Genomic DNA, 19,008 nt, shown 5'->3' with positions numbered 1-19,008 from the left:
CCCCACCTAAATTCTTTGCTTTCGCTGAATTTTGAGGTGGGGGTCTTACTGCCCATTAAAGCGGGATAAAAAATTAAGCATAAATCCACTTCTTTCCTCATACAGTGAAACTAATAAGGCTTGTCTAAGGAAAGGAATGAAGTGATTTGGAAACTTTACCATGGTGGGTTTATCTTGTAATTGTTGGGATTGTACTAAGTGGATACATGGTTTTATATACTTCGAAAAAAGAGCAAGATATGGATAATGAGTTTATTGAAAAAGAAGGCGAAGTATATATGAAGCGTTTAGAAGAAGAGCGCGAGAAACGTAATCAGAGTAGTGATAAGGATTCGGTATTGCTTTAATAGAAATTTTGAGTGGCTATCATCTAGTAGAAGTTTACATCTAAGGTGGTAGCCTTTTTTCTTTTTTGGGAGCATGTATACGAAATTCATCATGAACTTTAATTGATGGTATTTATATATTTTTTTCCTCATAAGAATGGAACTAGTGTGGTATTTACTGGGGGGGGATTAACAATGCATAGGGATGAAACTACATTACATCCTGATACGGGTGTTACGTCTGTAATGTTTGTTGAGCGTTCATTAAATGAAATTCGTTTTTGGTCTAGAATCATGAAGGAGCATTCTTTTTTTCTTCGCTTGGGATTTAGGTGCGAGGATACCCAACTAATCGAAGAGGCTAATCAATTTTATCGATTGTTTGAACATATCGAACAAATAGCGTATTCCTATACAAATGAAACAGATCCTGAGCAAATAAAAAGATTTAATTCAGAAGTACAACAAGCCGCAACTAATATTTGGGGATTTAAACGAAAAATTTTAGGGTTGATTCTCACATGTAAATTGCCAGGACAAAATAATTTTCCACTGTTAGTTGACCATACAAGTAGGGAGGCTGATTATTTTAGAAAACGTTTACTGGAATTAAATGAAGGAAAATTAGATGCTCTTCCTGATGCTATTATTAAAGAAAATGTTTTCTTTTTACGGATTATGGCAGACCATGCTAAATTTATTGGTCATCTTCTTGATCCATCGGAAAGAAAGCTTGTAGATACAGCACGGAATTTCAGCAATGATTTTGATGAATTGATGTATCAAGCAATTGACTTAGAATCTATGAAGCCACAATCCCAAACGGTCCCTCTTTTAGATCAATTTTTAGATCAAAATCGTGTGTCGGTTACATCTCTTCGGGACTTTAAGAAAACAGCACGTGATTTAATTGAACAATGCAAAATAAAGAGTATCATTCATCCATTATTAGCAGATCATGTTTTCCGTGAAGCTGATAGATTTCTTGAAATAATTGATATGTTTGATACTCATCTTACAAATATTCAATCACAACCTAGATATTAGAAGATAAGGAAAGATACTATTTTACTTAAGTTGAGAAGTTAACAATTTATTGTTAGCTTCTTTTCTTTGTGATTAAAATTTTCTTTTCGTTTAGTAAATTTCCCTTTAAAGATAAATCCCTTTGACCAAATATGTAATTCTTTGTAAAATGATATATGGAAAGATTATGAATATACAGGAAATCTATGGGGGTAGATTCTAATAAATTATTCTTGGAAAATTTATTAGTTAAGTATGTTAACTTGTTGCACTAAATTTTACAAATAAAGGGGTATTAGTAATCATGAAAGCAAAGAAATTAGTAAGTTTAGCGTTACCAGTTATGTTATTGAGCGGTTGTATTACAATTGAAACTGATGGTAAGAAAGCTGAACCAAAGAAAGAAGAAACGCAAAAGGTAGAGAAAGAGAATAAAGCTACTGAAAAAGAGAGTAAGTCAACTGATAGCAAGAAAGAGGATAGCTTATCTGTAGCGAAAGGTGAAGGTACAAATAGTAGTTCATCAAGTAGTCAACAAAGCTCTTCTTCAAATTCTTCAACTGGTAAGGTAACTGGTTCAGATGTTGAAAGGTATAAGGCAGATATCATAAACAGTGCTACTCAAATTGAAGATACGATGAAATTAATTGAAGGAATAGCAGATTCAGACGTAAAAACATACAAACAAAAGAAAAGTGAAGTACAACTGAGTTTAGGTGGAGCGAAGGCAACCGCAACGAAACTGAAGAACCTACAAGCGCCTCCTGAGTTACAGGGAGAACAGGCGAAGATAAAACAATCGATGGAACTGTATGCGGATTGTTTTCAACTTCTCTTTGATGCATTGGACCAAGAAGACGAGAGTAAAATGCATCAAGCAGTAAGCAAAGCGCAAGAAGGTTCAAAACTGTTTGAGGAAGCAGCGAAAAGTATCGGTAGTAAGACCAACTAAGAATAAATTACTTAAAGGGGTATGAGGTATGAAAGTGAAGAAACTAATAGCTACTGCAATTCCAGTTGCCTTATTATTAAGTGGCTGTGTTACAGTAAAAGATTCGGCAAGTAAAGAGGAAAAGACAGAAGAAACAAGCAAATCTAAGGCTGCTGAAACGAAAGAAAAATCAACTAATTCGAAAGAAGAAAGTAAAGATGTTCAAAAGGTTCGAGTTTTAGATGAAGATTATGCACAATATTTATTAGACATTGAACAGGATATGTTAAGACGATTTGATTACTATGATGCTTCTGTAAGAGATTTGAGAAATGGAAGTAAATCAAAAGCTGAGGTATTAGATAGTATTAAAGACATCTATAAAGTATTTGATAAGATAGAAAAGATTTACGCACCGTCAAAACATAAAGAAGACCAAAAAGAGATTGAAAGAGCGACGAGTAAACTAAGAGAGACATTTGGTGAAATAGAGAAGTTATTCAGCGATAAAGGATTCAGCTTAGAGACTGATAAGGAAATCTTAAATAAAGCAAATACAAAACTAGAGGAAGCAAAACGTATTTGGAAGCCTACATTCGATAAGTTAAGATCTGAAATAAAAGGTGATACAGCCACAGAAAAATCTACTAGTACAACAAGTAATTCTACACAGGCAAACCCAACTACTGATAGTCAGGCTCAAACAGATAAAAGCCAAGCTAAAACAGGGGTATTTGTAGGTACAGTTGGTACAAGTGAAGAGTTAGGAATTAGTTATAGTAACATGGAGAAGAACATTAAAGATGGTACTGAGATTATTGGTAATTGGGGTATTGATTACGGTAGTGGTATAAAAACTACGTTAGTACTAAAAGGTGATAAAACATTTGAGTCCTATGCGAATGGTTCTTATCCGAATAAAGATAACTATTTAACAGGAACATATGCGGTAGATGTTCCCTCATTCCAGTTATCTTTAAAAGTAACAAAAGCAGTTAAAGACGGTCAAGAAGTAAAGCTAACAAATGATAGTATCATGTATAAATTACAAAACTATGATGGAAACACATTACAAATTTATCATATGGATGATAACGTTCGTATTCGGTATGCAAAACAATAAGTAATTGGCAAAAAACCTGTAATAAATTTTACAGGTTTTTTTTGTTAGTTTTAATTCTATTTCTTCATTATCTTTCCAGGCGCTATCCATACCAGCATAAGGTGAGAAATGAACAAAATGATTTTCTTTCTGGAGAATGCGAAGAAGGAATAGCGTATTTTTATGTCGCATCCTATCTTTAATAGTATCGGTTTTTTGTATTATTGTTCGGGAAATTATTATAGAAGAAAAATATATGAAACCTACATCGCACAGCATATGAAATAGCGCCATTTTAAGCTGTAACGCACAAGTTGCACAGGACACGCAACGACAACTCGCTTTACTCTTCATCAGTTATTTGCCCATACTAGACGTAGAGAGGTGATAAACACAGTATGATTTTTAGTGAACGCTTAAAACAAGAAAGAGAAAAACGAAATTGGTCGCAAAGTGATTTGGCTGAAAAAATTCATGTAAGTAGGCAATCCGTTTCGAAATGGGAGACGGGAAAGAACTATCCGAGCATTGAAATTATTATTCATTTAAGCGATCTGTTCGGTATTACGATTGATGAGCTGTTAAGGAGTGATGAAGAGTTGACGCAGAAAGTAATTGAGGATAGTAAACAATTAGCGCATCCAAAATGGAAGGTGTTTTTCGATAGTTTATTCATGCTTGGCGTATTTTTGTTTATTACAAAAATCGTTGTATGGATGTTAAATAAGTTTGCCGGAGCGAGCATTACAATTGTAGCGGATGCGCCATATGTAATGAATTTTTTACCCCTCATATTAATGGTCATAGGTGGTATGGGATCTGATAAGTTGAAGAAAATATATAGATAGAGGAAATAATTCCCCGCACTAGCTGTTCTTTCTACTCAAATTGTGTACTATAAAGGATAGGATGACATAAAGAAGGGGAAATTTAGAATGGAATTTCATGAACAAAAGATTTTGCCGGCAGTGAGGCAAATTAAAGATTTGGAAAAGCTATTACATAGTTCGTATGAGTATATCGTTATTTTAGATATTCATGTTGGTCAATTGAAGAGTGTCGTGTCACTTGCGAAGCAGCATGGTAAAAAGGTGTTTTTACATGTTGATTTGATCCATGGATTACAAAGTGATGGGCATGCAACGGAGTTTTTATGCCAAGAATATAAACCGTACGGGTTATTATCGACAAAGGCGAGTGTAATTATGAAGGCGAAGCAAAAGGGTGTTGTCTCAATTCAACGCATCTTTTTAATTGATTCTAGCGCGATGGAAAAGAGCTGTAATTTGCTAGAAAAGACGAAGCCGGATTATATAGAGGTGCTTCCTGGTGCGCTAACAGATGTGATTGCTGAAGTGAAAGAGCGTACTGGTGTCCCGATTTTAGCGGGTGGTTTTATTCGTACTGTAGAAGATGTGGAAAGAGCTTTAAATGCTGGTGCGACAGCAATTACGACATCGAAGAAAGAACTATGGAAACATTACCAAAAAAAGTGACGAAAATGTGAAAAAATTCTGTTGACACCGCTTTCACGAGAGGTTAACATTATAGACAAGTTAATAAACGTGACGGAGAAAAGAAGAGATCCACATTTCATTGTTTCTATATAAATTTATATAGAAGCGTGCAAAGCTGTGGATCTTTTTCTTTTGAAAAAAACGAATGGCCATTCATTTTACCTCTATCACTTTTGAAAGCGTTTAAATTGATTGTGGAGGGATACTATGTCAGCATTTTTAGGAGAGTTAATAGGGACTGCATTGTTAATCTTACTTGGTGGCGGTGTTTGTGCTGGTGTAAGTTTAAAGAAGTCATTTGCGAAAGATTCTGGTTGGATTGTCATTACAATGGGCTGGGGCTTAGCAGTAGCGGTTGCAGCGTACGCAGTTGGATCAATTAGTGGGGCACATTTGAATCCAGCTTTAACGATAGGGTTAGCGTTTAAGGGAGCGTTCCCATGGAGTGACGTACCAATGTACATCGCAGCACAAATGATTGGGGCAATTATCGGGGCAGTTCTTGTATATTTACATTACTTACCACACTGGAAAGAAACAGAAGATCCAGGAACAAAATTAGGTGTATTTGCAACAGGTCCAGCAATTCCGAACACATTTGCAAACCTTTTAAGTGAAATGATTGGAACATTCGTTTTAGTATTTGGTATATTAGCAATTGGTGCAAATAAATTTGCAGATGGATTAAATCCATTTATCGTAGGTTTCTTAATTGTAAGTATTGGTTTATCATTAGGTGGAACGACAGGATATGCAATTAACCCGGCTCGTGATTTAGGTCCGCGTATTGCACACTTCTTCCTTCCAATTGCAGGAAAAGGCGGTTCAAACTGGAAGTATGCATGGATTCCAGTAGTAGGTCCGATTTTAGGTGGATCACTTGCAGGTTTATTCCATCAAGTTGTATTTGAAGGAAAACAAAATTCAGCACTTATTTATGTGATTATTGCAACTGTGATTGTACTAGCAATCTCTTATATGACAAGTAAAAAAAGCGGAAACACTACAAATAGTAGAAAAGTAGCATAAGGGGGAAACCGATATGAAAAAATATATTCTTTCATTAGACCAAGGAACAACAAGCTCACGCGCAATTCTTTTCAATAAAAAAGGTGAAATTGTTCATTCAGCTCAAAAAGAGTTTACGCAACATTTTCCAAAGCCAGGTTGGGTAGAGCATAACGCGCAAGAAATTTGGGGATCTATTTTAGCAGTTATCGCAACTTGCTTAAGCGAAGCAGATGTAAAACCAGAACAAATCGCTGGTATCGGTATTACGAACCAACGTGAAACAGCGGTTGTATGGGATAAAGAGACTGGCAAACCAATTTACAACGCAATCGTATGGCAATCTCGCCAAACAGTTGAAATTTGTGATGAGTTAAAAGAAAAAGGTTATAGCGAAACGGTTCGCGAAAAAACAGGTCTTTTAATTGATGCATACTTCTCTGGTACGAAAGTAAAATGGATTTTAGATAACGTTGAAGGTGCAAGAGAAAAAGCAGAAAACGGCGAGTTATTATTCGGAACAATTGATACGTGGCTTGTATGGAAATTATCTGGTGGTAAAGCACACGTAACAGATTACTCAAATGCATCACGTACATTAATGTTTAACATTCACGACTTACAGTGGGATGATGAGCTTCTAGACATGTTAACAGTACCAAAGAGCATGCTTCCAGAAGTACGCCCATCATCTGAAATATATGGGGAAACAATTGATTATCACTTCTTCGGTCAAAATGTACCGATTGCAGGTGTAGCTGGTGACCAACAAGCGGCATTATTTGGACAAGCTTGTTTCGGTGAAGGTATGGCGAAGAACACTTACGGAACTGGTTGCTTCATGTTAATGAACACAGGTGAAAAAGCAGTTGCTTCTGAGCACGGCCTATTAACAACAATTGCATGGGGAATAGATGGTAAAGTAAACTATGCATTAGAAGGAAGTATTTTCGTAGCAGGTTCTGCAATTCAGTGGTTACGTGACGGAATGCGCATGTTTAAAGATGCGAGTGAGAGTGAAGTATATGCTTCACGCGTTGCATCAACTGAAGGTGTATACGTTGTACCAGCATTCGTTGGATTAGGTACACCTTACTGGGATAGTGAAGTACGCGGCGCGATGTTTGGTGTAACGCGTGGTACGACGAAAGAGCACTTCATTCGTGCAACACTAGAATCTTTAGCTTACCAAACGAAAGATGTATTATGTGCGATGGAAGCAGATTCAGGTATTGAATTAAACACGTTACGCGTTGATGGCGGAGCAGTTAAAAATAACTTCTTAATGAAGTTCCAAAGTGATATTTTAGACGTTCCTGTAGAGCGTCCAGTGATCAATGAAACAACGGCTCTAGGTGCAGCATACTTAGCTGGTCTTGCGGTTGGATATTGGAAAAACCAAGATGAAATTAAAGAGCAGTGGCATATGGACAAACGCTTTGAACCAACGATGGAAGCGGCAACAAGCGAAGAGCTATATGCTGGATGGAAAAAAGCAATTGAAGCAACAAAAGCTTTCAAATAATCATAAACAGTGTTATAATGGTGACAAGTTAATAATTCGGTAGGAGATTTGGAGAGACCACAACGCGCTATAGAGGCGAAATCTATAGCGGAGTTTGTGGTCTCTTTTTTCGTTATCAAAGGGAGGAATTACCATGAAATTTTCAAGTAAACAACGTAAAGACGTATTAAACGGAGTAAATAAACAAGAGTTAGATGTGATCGTAATTGGTGGAGGTATTACTGGTTCTGGTATTGCATTAGATGGGGCAACACGCGGATTATCTACAATTGTTTTTGAAATGCAGGACTTTGCAGCAGGTACATCAAGTCGTTCAACGAAGCTTGTACACGGTGGTCTACGTTATTTAAAACAGCTTGAAGTGAAAATGGTAGCAGAGGTGGGGAAAGAGCGTGCGATCGTATATGAGAACGGTCCCCATGTAACAACACCAGAGTGGATGTTACTTCCGTTCCATACAGGCGGTACGTTCGGATCATTCAGTACATCAATTGGTCTTCGTGTATACGACTTCTTAGCAGGCGTAAAACGAAGCGAGCGCAGAAAAATGTTTAACCGTGAAGAAACGTTAAACAAAGAGCCTCTTGTAAAACAAGATGGATTAAAAGGCGGCGGTTACTACGTAGAATATCGTACAGACGATGCTCGTCTTACAATTGAAGTAATGAAAGAAGCAATTGAGCATGGCGCAAAAGCTGTTAACTACGCAAAAGTAGACAGTTTCTTATATAAAGATGGAAAAGTATGTGGTGTACGTGTAATCGATTTACTAGACGGAGAAGTATATGAAGTTTACGGTAAGAAAATTGTAAACGCAGCTGGTCCTTGGGTAGATACACTTCGTGAAAAAGATAATTCGAAAAAAGGGAAAGTACTTCAATTATCAAAAGGTGTTCACTTAGTAATTGACCAAAAACGTTTCCCATTAGGTCAAGCGATTTACTTCGATACACCAGATAAACGTATGGTGTTCGCGATTCCACGCGGCGGGAAAACATACGTAGGTACAACAGATACGTTCTATGATAAAGACGCAGCTGTACCGCACATGACAACAGAAGATCGCACATACATCATTAATGCGATTAACTACATGTTCCCAAGCGTGAAAATTACGGAGAAAGACGTTGAATCAAGCTGGGCTGGTGTACGTCCGTTAATTTACGAAGAAGGTAAAAATGCATCTGAAATTTCTCGTAAAGACGAAATTTGGACTTCTGAATCTGGCTTAATTACAATCGCAGGTGGTAAATTAACAGGATACCGCAAAATGGCTGAAATGGTAGTAGACTACGTAACGAACTTACTACAAAAAGAAGGTCATAGTGCATATCCGAAGAGCGACACGAAACATATGCCAATCTCTGGTGGACATGTAAGTGGTTCACACGGATTCCCAGCATTCGTTGCGAAAAAAGCTGGCGAAGGTACGAAATACGGTTTAACAGCAGCACAAGCGGAAGAATTCGCGAAATTCTATGGCTCTAACGTTGACGTACTGTTCGACTTAGCGAAAAAGCATAAAAACGAAGCGAAAGAATACAACATGCCGCTTGACGTTCTAATCCCGCTTGTATACGCAATGGATTACGAAATGACAGCAAAACCAGTTGACTTCTTCGTACGCCGCAGAGGCGCTGTATTCTTCAACATCCACTGGGTATACGAGTGGAAAGAAGCAGTAATCAACTACATGGCTGCGAAACTAGGCTGGAGCAAAGAAGAGCAAATGAAATACACAGCTGAACTAGAAAAAGCATTAACAGACGCTGTAATTCCTATCGATCAACAAGAGCAAGCAGCTGCGTTAGCATAAAAGAGAAAACCACCTGAAGGGGAGCCTTTAGGTGGTTTTTTTGTGCGTTATGTATAGAATTTTAAATGCTACACTTGTATTTTATAACCTAAAAACCTAATATTTAGGTTATCGAGATAAGTGTAATAAAAAATAAGATACCAATATGAGGTGTAGCATGAAAAAATTAATTACGTATGACCCTGAAATCCAGATGGCATATCTTTATATAATTCCATTTACTTCACATATTGAGATTGAATCGACTGAAGAATTGGAAGAAAATCCAAAACTGAATGTAGATATAGATCAATTGGACCGTATAGTAGGGATTGAGTTTTTTGGAGAAAATGCTCGTAAATTAAAAGCATTAACAAACTTGAGTAAAATATATATAAAGAAAACTTCAAATAAGAACAACTACATATACTCATTTCGGGTTTCTCGAGACAATCATTTGCAAAAAGTAGTATTTCATCATGTTATATTTTATTTTTCAGATAATCAGTATGAAGACTTTGTTGGCTTCGATATTATCAAGCCATCTTTGTATGGTTATGACATATTAGATTCTTTAAGCGAGTGTTAGGAAGAAGGAGGACCTTGATTAAATGGGTTCTTTTTTATTTGCGGAGGAAGTGTTTTATAAAAAAAGTTATTGCCGACCGTATTTTTTATGAATGCATAAAACTTTTCCATACAGTGCGTCGTCTAATATATGGGAAGGAGGAAACGATGTGGATGAATTAACGATAGAAGCGTTTGAAATAGAAGATAAGGAGGACCTTATCGACGAAATCATGAACAAGTATGGACAAGAAGTCCTACAGCTTGTGTATTCATATGTGAATAACAAAGAGGTTGCGGAGGATTTAACGCAAGATATATTTGTGAAATGCTATAAATCTCTTCATACATATAAAGGGAATTCGAATGTGAAAACGTGGTTATGGAGAATTGCGATTAATCATTGTAAGGACTATTTAAAAAGTTGGTATAACAAAAAAGTTATCGTTACAGAGGATGACTTTACGTATATGGAGAGTCAAAAAGAAAGTGTGGAACAAACAGTTATTCAAAATGCAGAGGATAGTCGGCTAGCTTCTGCAGTAATGAATTTACCGATAAAATATCGAGAAGTGATTTATCTATTTTATTATGAAGAGCTATCAATTAAAGAGATTGCGATTGTAATAGAAGTGAAGGAAAATACGATAAAAACGAGACTGAAAAAAGCGAAGGAACTTTTGAAGAAAGGATTGGAGGAATAATCAAATGGAAGATCGATTAAAAGGTTTGCGAAAATCAATGGAGAACACGACTTTTAAACATTTGAGTTTTTCTGATCAGCACCGGAAGCGGGTACGTGAAAAAATCAATCAATCGTCCGAAAAGGAAGAAGATATCCTTTTAGCAGTGTTGCAACTTCTTATGAATGAAAAAACAGGTTATGAATTGATGCAGTTACTGCGTGGGAGAGGGATTCAAAAATTTGAAGGTGATGAAGGGTCTCTATACACTTTATTACATCGTCTAGAGCAGAATCGCTTTATCCAATCTAGCTGGGATCACGAAGGAGCTAAATATTATCAATTAAATGATAAAGGAAATAAGATGCTGCGAAAGGCAGAGAAGAATGCTACGAAGGCACGAATTATATTAAAAGGATTAGTACAGGAGTGAAAAAAATTGAACAAAAAAGGGGAGCAGTTTTTAAAAGAAGTTACGAACCATATTAAATCAAAAGAAGCGAAGGACTTAGTAGCAACTGAACTAAATTTTCACTTAAAACAGGCGAAGAATATGTGGATAGAAAAAGGTTTAAGTGAGGAAGTTGCTGAAAATAAGGCTGTTGAACAAATGGGAAGTCCGATCAAACTTGGCCGGGAGCTGAATAAACTTCATAAGCCAAAAGTTGATTGGTTCCTTATTAGTTTATTAGTGATTGCGATGGGATTAGGGTTTTTGCCAATAGTAGCTCTGGGGCATACGAATGATTTACTAATGAATAAAGTGGTATTTGTTATTCTTGGTGTTGTAATAGCTATTGGGATGATGCTATTTGATTATAGGAAGTTAGAGAGACTCGGGTGGCTGTTTTATACAATTGGCGTACTCACTTTGTTACTGCCAAAGCATTTTTCAAATGCTTCCATGAATGGAGAAGCGTTCATAAAAATTGATCCCGTTGCCACTGGATGTTTAATGGCAGTACCATTCTTTCTATTAGCCTGGGCTTCTTTTTTTAATAACGGTAGGTTAAAGATTAGGCATCTTCTAATTTTATATTTATTTTCTTTATATTTATTTTTAACCATATCGGTTCTTTCGCCAATTATTATCTATATCACGATGGTATTCGTGATGCTTTGGTGGAGTAAGTTAGGGAAGAAAAAGGCATTGATTATTACTGTTGTAACAATTTGTTTATTTACTCTCGTTGGTTTATTCTCAATAAAAGAATATCAAGTAGATAGAATTTTAGGTTATTTAAATCCTGGACATGATGCAGGTGGCGCAGGGTTTATGTATATACGTTTAAAAGAGGTAATGTCTTCAACAGGTTGGTTTGGCGCATCTGAAAATATAAAGCCAATCCCTGCTGCCCATACTGATTTTGTATTTGCAAGTTTGACTTATTATTATGGATATGTGCTTGCACTGGTCCTTGTCTTAATTCTTTCTCTTTTTGTAGTAAGGTTAGTGGTCATATCTTATAAAATAAATGATTCGTACGGTAAATTACTTCTCGTTGGTGGGATGACCCTTTTTGTATTCCAGTTCATTTATAATGTTGGAATGATAGTAGGCTTATTGCCCATTGCTTCTATATCACTACCATTTATTAGTTATGGATTAACACCAACTGTATTTCATGCACTTTTAATGGGAATCGTACTAAGTGTATATCGACGTAAAGATATTCCAACGAGAAAGTCAGCTTAAAAAACAAACCACCCATTTCCTATATTATTTAGGGGATAGGTGGTTTTATCCCGCTTTAATGGGCAGTAAGACCCCCACCTCAAAATTCAGCGAAAGCAAAGAAGTTAGGTTGGGGGATCAACTGCCCATAAAAGTCCGATTGGTGAAGGCTAATAATCAGTGGGGGATAAAGAAAACCCCCACTGATTAAAGTTTCACTTTATTTGCACACTTAACAAGTTTTTTCGTTGTCAACTTCTCCGCATGAATCAGGAATTTGCTTATCTTTTATTAATTGTAATAGAAGTTCAAAAAACTGCTCACGCTGCTCTAATGTGAGATTTTGCAAAATATCGTTTGCGACTTTGTCTTGGAATGCGAGCGCCTGCTCCATATTGGATTGCGCGCGTTCAGTAAGTTGAATTAACGTAGCTCGGCGATCAGTTGGGTCGGGTATACGAATTAGGAGCTTGTCTTGTTCGAGTGCATCGACAAAATCGGTAACTGTACGTGCTTTGACACCTAATTTAGCAGCTAATGCATTCATTCGAATGGGGCCATTTTCAGAAACGGTAGATAGAACACGTAGCCTTGGCCCTGTTAGATGATAAGGTGTGTCAAGAGCTGACAATTGAGATTGAAATTCTCTTTGAACATAGTTGGTGGATTGCATTAATATATGGATGATATCTATTGCAGCTGGATAATTTGATTTCATGAATGGGATGACCTCCTCATTATTTTGTAGTTCATTTTTGCACGTTTCATAAATATATTGTATATTATTAGTGAGTATCCTCTCTATATTATAAACAATTAGTGAGTAACCTCATTATATCGCATGCTCATAATGTGTAATAGCGAGATAATTACTATTATAACTGATGCTGGGGTCTATAGAAAACGATAATAGAGTGAGGTGTATTGATGTAAGGAATTTCAAATCGTTTCAGTATTCAATAGCAATACCCTAAAAAAACATATGTAACGGAGGATTGTACATGACTATTGTAGCACTAGTACTTCAATGTTTATTAATTTTTGCATTTTTCTTTTCGAGTGTGAGTAAAATTACGGGAGCAAAGATGCAAGTAGAAGCTTTCACTCATTTAGGTTTACCTCAATGGTTCAGAATTGCGACCGGTTGGATCGCTTTAGCAGGGGTGGCTGGACTGATTTTTGGTTTCTGGAATGAGATCGTATTAGTTTTAGCAGCATTATGGATTGCTTGTATTATGTTAGGAGCTGTATTGTCGCATATTCGTGTTAAAGATCCAATCGGAAAAATAATGCCAGCAGCCGTACTTATGATTTTAGCGCTAATTCTTGCGGTCGTTCATTCTTCAGCAGTAACAGAACTGCTGTAAAATAAATTGTAGTTTAGTAGATTTGAATGAATTACGATGAAATGATATCCTCATTATAATTAAATAGTGAGGATATTCATTATGTTGATACTCATTTAATTTTGTATAGATTATGGGGAAGAGAAAAGGAGGTCTACAAGATGTTAGATAAATCATCACAAAATGCGGATAAGTTGCTAGGAGTTTTAGTCGTTACGCTAATATTTTCGGTTATGAACGGTACGATGTTTAATGTAGCTCTTCCTGAGATAGGGAAAGAATTTAACCTTGTTCCTTCAGAGGTTAGCTGGATTATGACTAGTTATATGGTCGTTTACGCCGTCGGTTCTATCGTAATGGGAAAACTAGCGGATAAATATCGGCTAAAGGATTTGTTAACGTATGGATTACTTATTTTCGCTTTAGGTTCCTTACTTGGTCTACTTGCTACTGAGTATTGGGTTATTATTTTGGGGCGTGTCATTCAAGCGGCGGGGGCTTCGGTTCTTCCAGCGACAGCGATGATTATTCCCGTCAGGTACTTTGCGCCAGAGAAAAGGGGCCGTGCCCTTGGAACTTCAGCAGTTGGTTTAGCACTTGGTAATGCGTTAGGACCAGTTGCGGCAGGATTAATCACAAGCTTTGGAAATTGGAGACTTATGTTTGTTCTTTCTTTACTACCGCTTCTGACACTTCCTTTCTTTAGGAAGTATTTAGACAATGCGAAAGGGAAAGCGGGTAGTATTGATGTTCTTGGCGGAGGGCTATTAGCTATATCGGTCACGTTCCTCTTGCTTGCTATTACGCAGATGCAAGTGCTGTTATTCCTTGGAGGATTTGTTATGTTAGCATTCTTCATTCTGCGGATTAAAAAAGCTAAAGAACCTTTTATTAAACCGACTTTGTTTAAAAATAAGAACTTTTCGATTGGGTTACTCCTTGCTTTTATGACGACAGCGATGAGCTTTAGCATGACATTCATGACGCCGCAATTTCTATCGGCAGTAAATGGATTAACTCCTTCAAATATTGGCTTTGTTTTAGTTCCAGCTGCAATTGCCTCGGCAATCCTGGGAAGAAAGGGAGGAAGGTTAGCTGATACTCGGGGCAACTTTGCACTCGTTTTTATTGCCTCAGTATTCATATTCCTTGCTTTCTCATTATTATCCACTTTTATTGGGTTATCAGCTTTTATCATTGCATTGATTTTAATTTTTGGAAATGTAGGACAGACCTTTATGCAAATTTCGATGTCTAATACGATTTCACAAACACTATCAAAGGAAGAGACAGGTGTTGGAATGGGTTTACTGTCGATGATTAATTTCATATCTGGCGCGATGGCTATGAGTGTAGTAGGGAAATTGCTGGATAATGGTTTTACTTCGCTACAATTGAATCCTTTTATTGCAAATCAAGCTGCAAATATGTATAGTAATATCTTCGGCGTGATGTCATTGTTGATCCTACTTGTAGTTGTGCTGTATCGCCTTCAATTTGGCATGGGTGCTTCTACGTTAAATATGACTAACAAAGGTAGTAAGAATTTATAAAGAATACGAGGAGGTTTATGTATGAATGCTCAAACTGCGTCTGTTTCTTCGCAGTCAAAGGAATTTGACAATGTGAAAAGACTCCCAATTTTAATATCGATGATCATTGGGGCGTTTTTTACCATTTTGAATGAAACATTATTGAACGTTGCTTTTCCACAATTGATGATTGAGTTGAATGTAACACCATCGACTCTCCAATGGCTTTCAACAGGGTACATGCTTGTAGTTGCTGTACTAATTCCAGCTTCTGCTTTATTAGTACAATGGTTTACAACAAGACAAGTATTCATAGGTGCGATGGTAGTCTTTACTTTCGGTACATTTGTAAGTGCGATTGCACCTGGATTTTCTATACTATTGGTGGGTCGCTTGTTACAAGCGGCAGGTACGGGATTAATGATGCCCGTATTAATGAATACGATTCTTCTTCTATATCCTCCTGAAAAGAGAGGAGCGGCAATGGGGAGTATTGGGCTTGTGATCATGTTCGCTCCTGCCATTGGACCGACACTTTCAGGTATCATTTTGGAAACATGGAATTGGAGATGGCTATTTTATATCGTTCTTCCATTCGCAATTTTTTCTATCGTTTTCGCGTTTATTTATTTAAAAAATGTCTCAGAGCCTACTAAACCAAAGGTAGATGTGTTATCTATTCTTTTATCTACAATTGGATTTGGCGGGATTGTTTATGGATTTAGTAGCTCAGGTGAAGGCTGGGATAGTTTCCAAGTATATGGCATAATCCTAATTGGTCTTGTAGCAATTCTATTCTTCGTATTGCGTCAATTGAAATTGAAAGAGCCATTACTAGATCTTAGTGCATTTAAATATCCGATGTTTACGCTAACGACAATTTTATTGACGATCATGATGATGACGATGTTCTCGACGATGACGTTACTACCATTTCTATTCCAAGGTGCTTTAGGCTTAACGGTCTATGCAACTGGTCTTATCATGCTTCCAGGTAGCTTGTTGAATGGTCTGCTTTCCCCAGTTTCAGGGAAGCTCTTTGATAAATTTGGCCCAAGAGCGCTCATTATTCCTGGTACGATATTATTAGCAGGTGTGATGTGGTTCTTTACACAAGTAACGGCAGACACGTCTAAAATAACTTTCATCCTATTACATGTCACTATGATGGTATCTATTTCAATGATTATGATGCCAGCGCAAACGAACGGTTTGAACCAACTTCCGAAGCGATTTTATCCTCACGGAACAGCTATTTTGAATACTCTATCACAAGTAGCGGGTGCGGTAGGAGTTGCTTTCTTTATTAGCGTTATGACTTCCGGACAAAAGAAATATTTAGATGCATCTTCAAATCCAACTGACCCGGCTCAATTGACTGAAGCAATGGTTTCAGGCGTGCATAATGCTTTTACGATTGGATTTGGTTTGGCACTACTTGCGGTCGTTGTAGCTTTGTTTATAAAACGTTCGCAGACCTTGGAAGATTAAGGTACGAGATTACTTTCTTTATTTTAAAAAATGAATAGCGTAATTCTAGAGGTGTGAACCAGTCTGTTAAGGACTGGTTCTTTTTTGCGTCTTCAAGGTATAAATCCTGCATAAAAAAGAAACACCTTGATTCATATCAAGGTGTTGTAATAAGCTCAAAACTCTCTGAATCAGCCCCAAGTATAAAAGGACTAATTTCGCCAACGCTATAAAGTTGTAACTCATGCATTGCACGTGTACAAGCAGTGTAGAATAATCTACGAACACTCTCATCACTGTACACATTTTTAGAAGCATCGTAAATAATAACAGCATCAAATTCGATACCCTTCGCTAAATAAGCAGGGATGATAACGACGCCTTGCTCATACTCGGCGGAGGTGCTCTTCACAAGTTTAATATCTTCAATGCTACCGAGTGCCTCGTAAGCAGCGGCGCTTTCAGCTGCAGATTTACATATAATTGCGATCGTATTGTGCTGCTCTGTTTGTAGTTCAGCAACTTTAGCAGTAATATGCTCATGAAGTTCGCTGTAATCAGCTACTTTCGTTACTGTAGGCTTCTCACCGTCACGTTCAAATGCGTTAATTTTCTTTCCTTCTGGTACGAGATTTCGTGTGAATTCAATAATCGGTTTTGTTGAGCGATAGCTACGAGTTAAGTTAATGCCGTTCGTTTCGTCTGGTCCGTATAAATTCGTAAGTGTATCGAAATTCACCGTTTCACTCGCATGAGCAAATATCGCTTGGTTAAAGTCTCCGAGTACCGTCATTTTTGCGGCAGGGAAGAGACGTTTTAAAAATTCGAATTGAAACGGAGAATAATCTTGCGCTTCATCTACGAGTACGTGTTTAATCGATCTGTTCGTTTGGAAGCCTTCAATTAACTCTTTTAAAAGTAAAAATGGAGTCGCATCTTCGTAATATAGCTTTCCTTCATCAAGCATGTTCACCGTTAGTGAGCAAATGTCGTCCCATTCTTTCGGCTTTTCGCCAACCAATGATGCATCTGTGAAGAGCTGTTTATATATGCCCGTGAAATTGATGAAACGTAGTGTTTGAACGCCTTTACGAAGTGGCTTCAATTTTTTACGAACAATCATACGCCCAAGTACTTTCGTTTCTTTCTCGAAATCATTAAAGGAGTTGTCGTCAAACTCGCCCTTTTTCTGCAAGTATTTATAAGCCTTTTGATATTCATCTTTACTAAGTAGTTCAATTTCTTCTTCTACCCAAGGCTTTTTCAGTTCTGCTTTTTCAAGTGCATCTATTTGCTTATTTAGCCAATCCGTTAACTTCTCGATTCGGCTATGGAAGCGGAGGGAGGAATCGGTATTATAAAATTGTTCCGTGATTTCTTTAGCAGAGGCGATCAGTTTTCCTCTAAATTTCATTCCTCTAAATAGCATGCCTGAAGATTCAAGAGATTGTCTGTACGTTCTAATCATCTCGAAAAATTGAGTAGATGCTTTAAAGCGAATGCTTGCATTTCTAGTTTTATAGGCAGGGCTATTCGTTTCAGTTAGCATATATTCTAATTGCTCGTATGGATCTTCCACGTCAAATGACTTACTTAGTCTATGATTTAAATATTCTTGGAATGTAACTTGCTGCATATTCTCTTCGCCAAGTTCAGGTAGTACGTTAGACACGTAACTGTTGAACATAGAGTTAGGGGAGAAGAGAATGATTTGATCTGCTTTTAACCATTCGCGATATTTGTATAGTAAATAGGCGATTCGCTGCAGTGCAGCTGACGTTTTACCACTACCAGCAGCTCCTTGCACGATCAGTAGTCGACCTTCATCGTGACGAATAATTTCATTTTGCTCGCGCTGGATCGTCGCAACGATGCTTTGCATATGTTTGTTCGTACCTTTTCCGAGCGCTTGTTGCAGGATTTCATCGCCAATTGTAAGGCTCGTATCGAACATAGAATCAATCTCGCCATTTTGAATAATGTATTGTAATTTTTTCTCCACAGTTCCGTTAATGACACCGCCTGGCGTACTATATTTTGCCGGTCCTGGTGGATAGTCATAGTAGACGCTTGAAATAGGTGCGCGCCAATCGTATATAAGAAAGTTTTCGCCGCTTGCATCAGTAAGGGTAGCGACACCGATATAAATTTTCTCAGCCGCAGGTTCGCCTTCTTCTGTAAAATCAATGCGTCCGAAGTAAGGTGCTTTCTGCATACGTCTTAGTGCGGCAAGTCGATTAAAAGTGTGCTTATGTGTAATTTGTGTTACAGCAAGTGATTGAGCTTGTTGTCTTAAGTTGATAACTGTTTCAAGATAATCATCAAAAGTATCAGTATTCACTTTCACGTCATCCCAAAAGTGTTTGCGGATGTTGATTACTTCCGCCCGGCGTCTGCCAGTTTCGTTTTCCAGCTTATCAATTTGTTTCGCAATCGTTTCGATTACGGTATCCAATCGTTTTTGCTCTAGATCAAGTTTTTTGTTCATACGCTAAGCACTCCTTT

Annotated in this window: 18 protein-coding genes; 16 read left to right on the top strand and 2 right to left on the bottom strand. The window is 37.3% G+C overall.

What is annotated here, in order from left to right:
* Positions 1–146: 146 nt before the first annotated feature.
* The 13 genes from BAQ48_RS11560 (at position 147) to BAQ48_RS11500 (ending at position 12,176) form a co-directional block, all read left to right on the top strand.
* Positions 147–347 carry a sporulation YhaL family protein gene (locus tag BAQ48_RS11560; protein ID WP_000449226.1) on the top strand — a complete coding sequence of 67 codons (201 nt, stop codon included), beginning with the start codon at positions 147–149 and terminating at the stop codon, positions 345–347.
* 174 nt (positions 348–521) lie between these two features.
* Complete coding sequence (locus tag BAQ48_RS11555; protein ID WP_071711187.1) at positions 522–1,373, top strand: DUF2935 domain-containing protein; 852 nt, start codon at positions 522–524, stop codon at positions 1,371–1,373.
* Positions 1,374–1,656: 283 nt separating this feature from the next.
* A complete protein-coding gene (locus tag BAQ48_RS11550; protein ID WP_071711186.1) occupies positions 1,657–2,304 on the top strand; it encodes a DUF7018 domain-containing (lipo)protein in 648 nt (215 codons plus the stop codon).
* 28 nt (positions 2,305–2,332) lie between these two features.
* Positions 2,333–3,406: a DUF3994 domain-containing protein gene (locus tag BAQ48_RS11545; RefSeq protein WP_071711185.1), complete on the top strand. Its 1,074-nt coding sequence runs from the start codon at positions 2,333–2,335 to the stop codon at positions 3,404–3,406.
* A 377-nt stretch (positions 3,407–3,783) separates the two neighbouring features.
* Positions 3,784–4,233 (top strand): helix-turn-helix domain-containing protein, encoded by a 450-nt coding sequence (locus BAQ48_RS11540; RefSeq protein ID WP_071711184.1) that lies wholly within the window; start codon positions 3,784–3,786, stop codon positions 4,231–4,233.
* An 87-nt stretch (positions 4,234–4,320) separates the two neighbouring features.
* Positions 4,321–4,881: a glycerol uptake operon antiterminator GlpP gene (glpP, locus tag BAQ48_RS11535; protein WP_000394290.1), complete on the top strand. Its 561-nt coding sequence runs from the start codon at positions 4,321–4,323 to the stop codon at positions 4,879–4,881.
* Positions 4,882–5,109: 228 nt separating this feature from the next.
* On the top strand, positions 5,110–5,931 hold the full coding sequence (glpF, locus tag BAQ48_RS11530) for a glycerol uptake facilitator protein GlpF (protein ID WP_071711183.1): 822 nt from the start codon (positions 5,110–5,112) through the stop codon (positions 5,929–5,931).
* A 13-nt stretch (positions 5,932–5,944) separates the two neighbouring features.
* Positions 5,945–7,435 (top strand): glycerol kinase GlpK, encoded by a 1,491-nt coding sequence (gene glpK, locus BAQ48_RS11525; RefSeq protein WP_071711182.1) that lies wholly within the window; start codon positions 5,945–5,947, stop codon positions 7,433–7,435.
* Positions 7,436–7,568: 133 nt separating this feature from the next.
* A complete protein-coding gene (gene glpD, locus BAQ48_RS11520; protein ID WP_071711181.1) occupies positions 7,569–9,251 on the top strand; it encodes an aerobic glycerol-3-phosphate dehydrogenase in 1,683 nt (560 codons plus the stop codon).
* Positions 9,252–9,408: 157 nt separating this feature from the next.
* On the top strand, positions 9,409–9,819 hold the full coding sequence (locus tag BAQ48_RS11515; RefSeq protein WP_071711180.1) for a DUF2283 domain-containing protein: 411 nt from the start codon (positions 9,409–9,411) through the stop codon (positions 9,817–9,819).
* Positions 9,820–9,967: 148 nt separating this feature from the next.
* Positions 9,968–10,501 (top strand): sigma-70 family RNA polymerase sigma factor, encoded by a 534-nt coding sequence (locus tag BAQ48_RS11510; RefSeq protein ID WP_071711179.1) that lies wholly within the window; start codon positions 9,968–9,970, stop codon positions 10,499–10,501.
* 4 nt (positions 10,502–10,505) lie between these two features.
* Positions 10,506–10,913 carry a PadR family transcriptional regulator gene (locus BAQ48_RS11505; RefSeq protein ID WP_071711178.1) on the top strand — a complete coding sequence of 136 codons (408 nt, stop codon included), beginning with the start codon at positions 10,506–10,508 and terminating at the stop codon, positions 10,911–10,913.
* Positions 10,914–10,919: 6 nt separating this feature from the next.
* Complete coding sequence (locus BAQ48_RS11500; RefSeq protein WP_071711177.1) at positions 10,920–12,176, top strand: FtsW/RodA/SpoVE family cell cycle protein; 1,257 nt, start codon at positions 10,920–10,922, stop codon at positions 12,174–12,176.
* 211 nt (positions 12,177–12,387) lie between these two features.
* On the opposite strand, the gene BAQ48_RS11495 is transcribed toward BAQ48_RS11500, so the two are convergent.
* Positions 12,388–12,873, bottom strand: coding sequence for a MarR family winged helix-turn-helix transcriptional regulator (locus BAQ48_RS11495; RefSeq protein WP_071711176.1), 486 nt, complete (start codon positions 12,871–12,873; stop codon positions 12,388–12,390).
* 283 nt (positions 12,874–13,156) lie between these two features.
* On the opposite strand from BAQ48_RS11495, the gene BAQ48_RS11490 reads away from it, so the two are divergent.
* The 3 genes from BAQ48_RS11490 to BAQ48_RS11480 all read left to right on the top strand — a co-directional run bounded on the left by BAQ48_RS11490 (position 13,157) and on the right by BAQ48_RS11480 (position 16,524).
* A complete protein-coding gene (locus BAQ48_RS11490) occupies positions 13,157–13,522 on the top strand; it encodes a DoxX family protein (protein ID WP_071711175.1) in 366 nt (121 codons plus the stop codon).
* Positions 13,523–13,662: 140 nt separating this feature from the next.
* Complete coding sequence (locus BAQ48_RS11485; protein WP_071711174.1) at positions 13,663–15,054, top strand: MFS transporter; 1,392 nt, start codon at positions 13,663–13,665, stop codon at positions 15,052–15,054.
* A 21-nt stretch (positions 15,055–15,075) separates the two neighbouring features.
* On the top strand, positions 15,076–16,524 hold the full coding sequence (locus BAQ48_RS11480; protein ID WP_071711173.1) for an MDR family MFS transporter: 1,449 nt from the start codon (positions 15,076–15,078) through the stop codon (positions 16,522–16,524).
* 136 nt (positions 16,525–16,660) lie between these two features.
* Here BAQ48_RS11480 and helD read toward each other — a convergent pair whose 3' ends face one another.
* Entirely contained in the window at positions 16,661–18,991 is a 2,331-nt protein-coding gene (helD, locus tag BAQ48_RS11475; protein WP_071711172.1) for an RNA polymerase recycling motor HelD, read from the bottom strand.
* Positions 18,992–19,008: the final 17 nt, after the last annotated feature.

It is taken from the genome of Bacillus luti (assembly GCF_001884105.1).
GTDB classification, from domain to species: domain Bacteria; phylum Bacillota; class Bacilli; order Bacillales; family Bacillaceae_G; genus Bacillus_A; species Bacillus_A luti.
The sequence above is the reverse complement of the archived record's forward strand: the minus strand, read 5'-3'. Positions and strand labels throughout refer to the sequence as shown.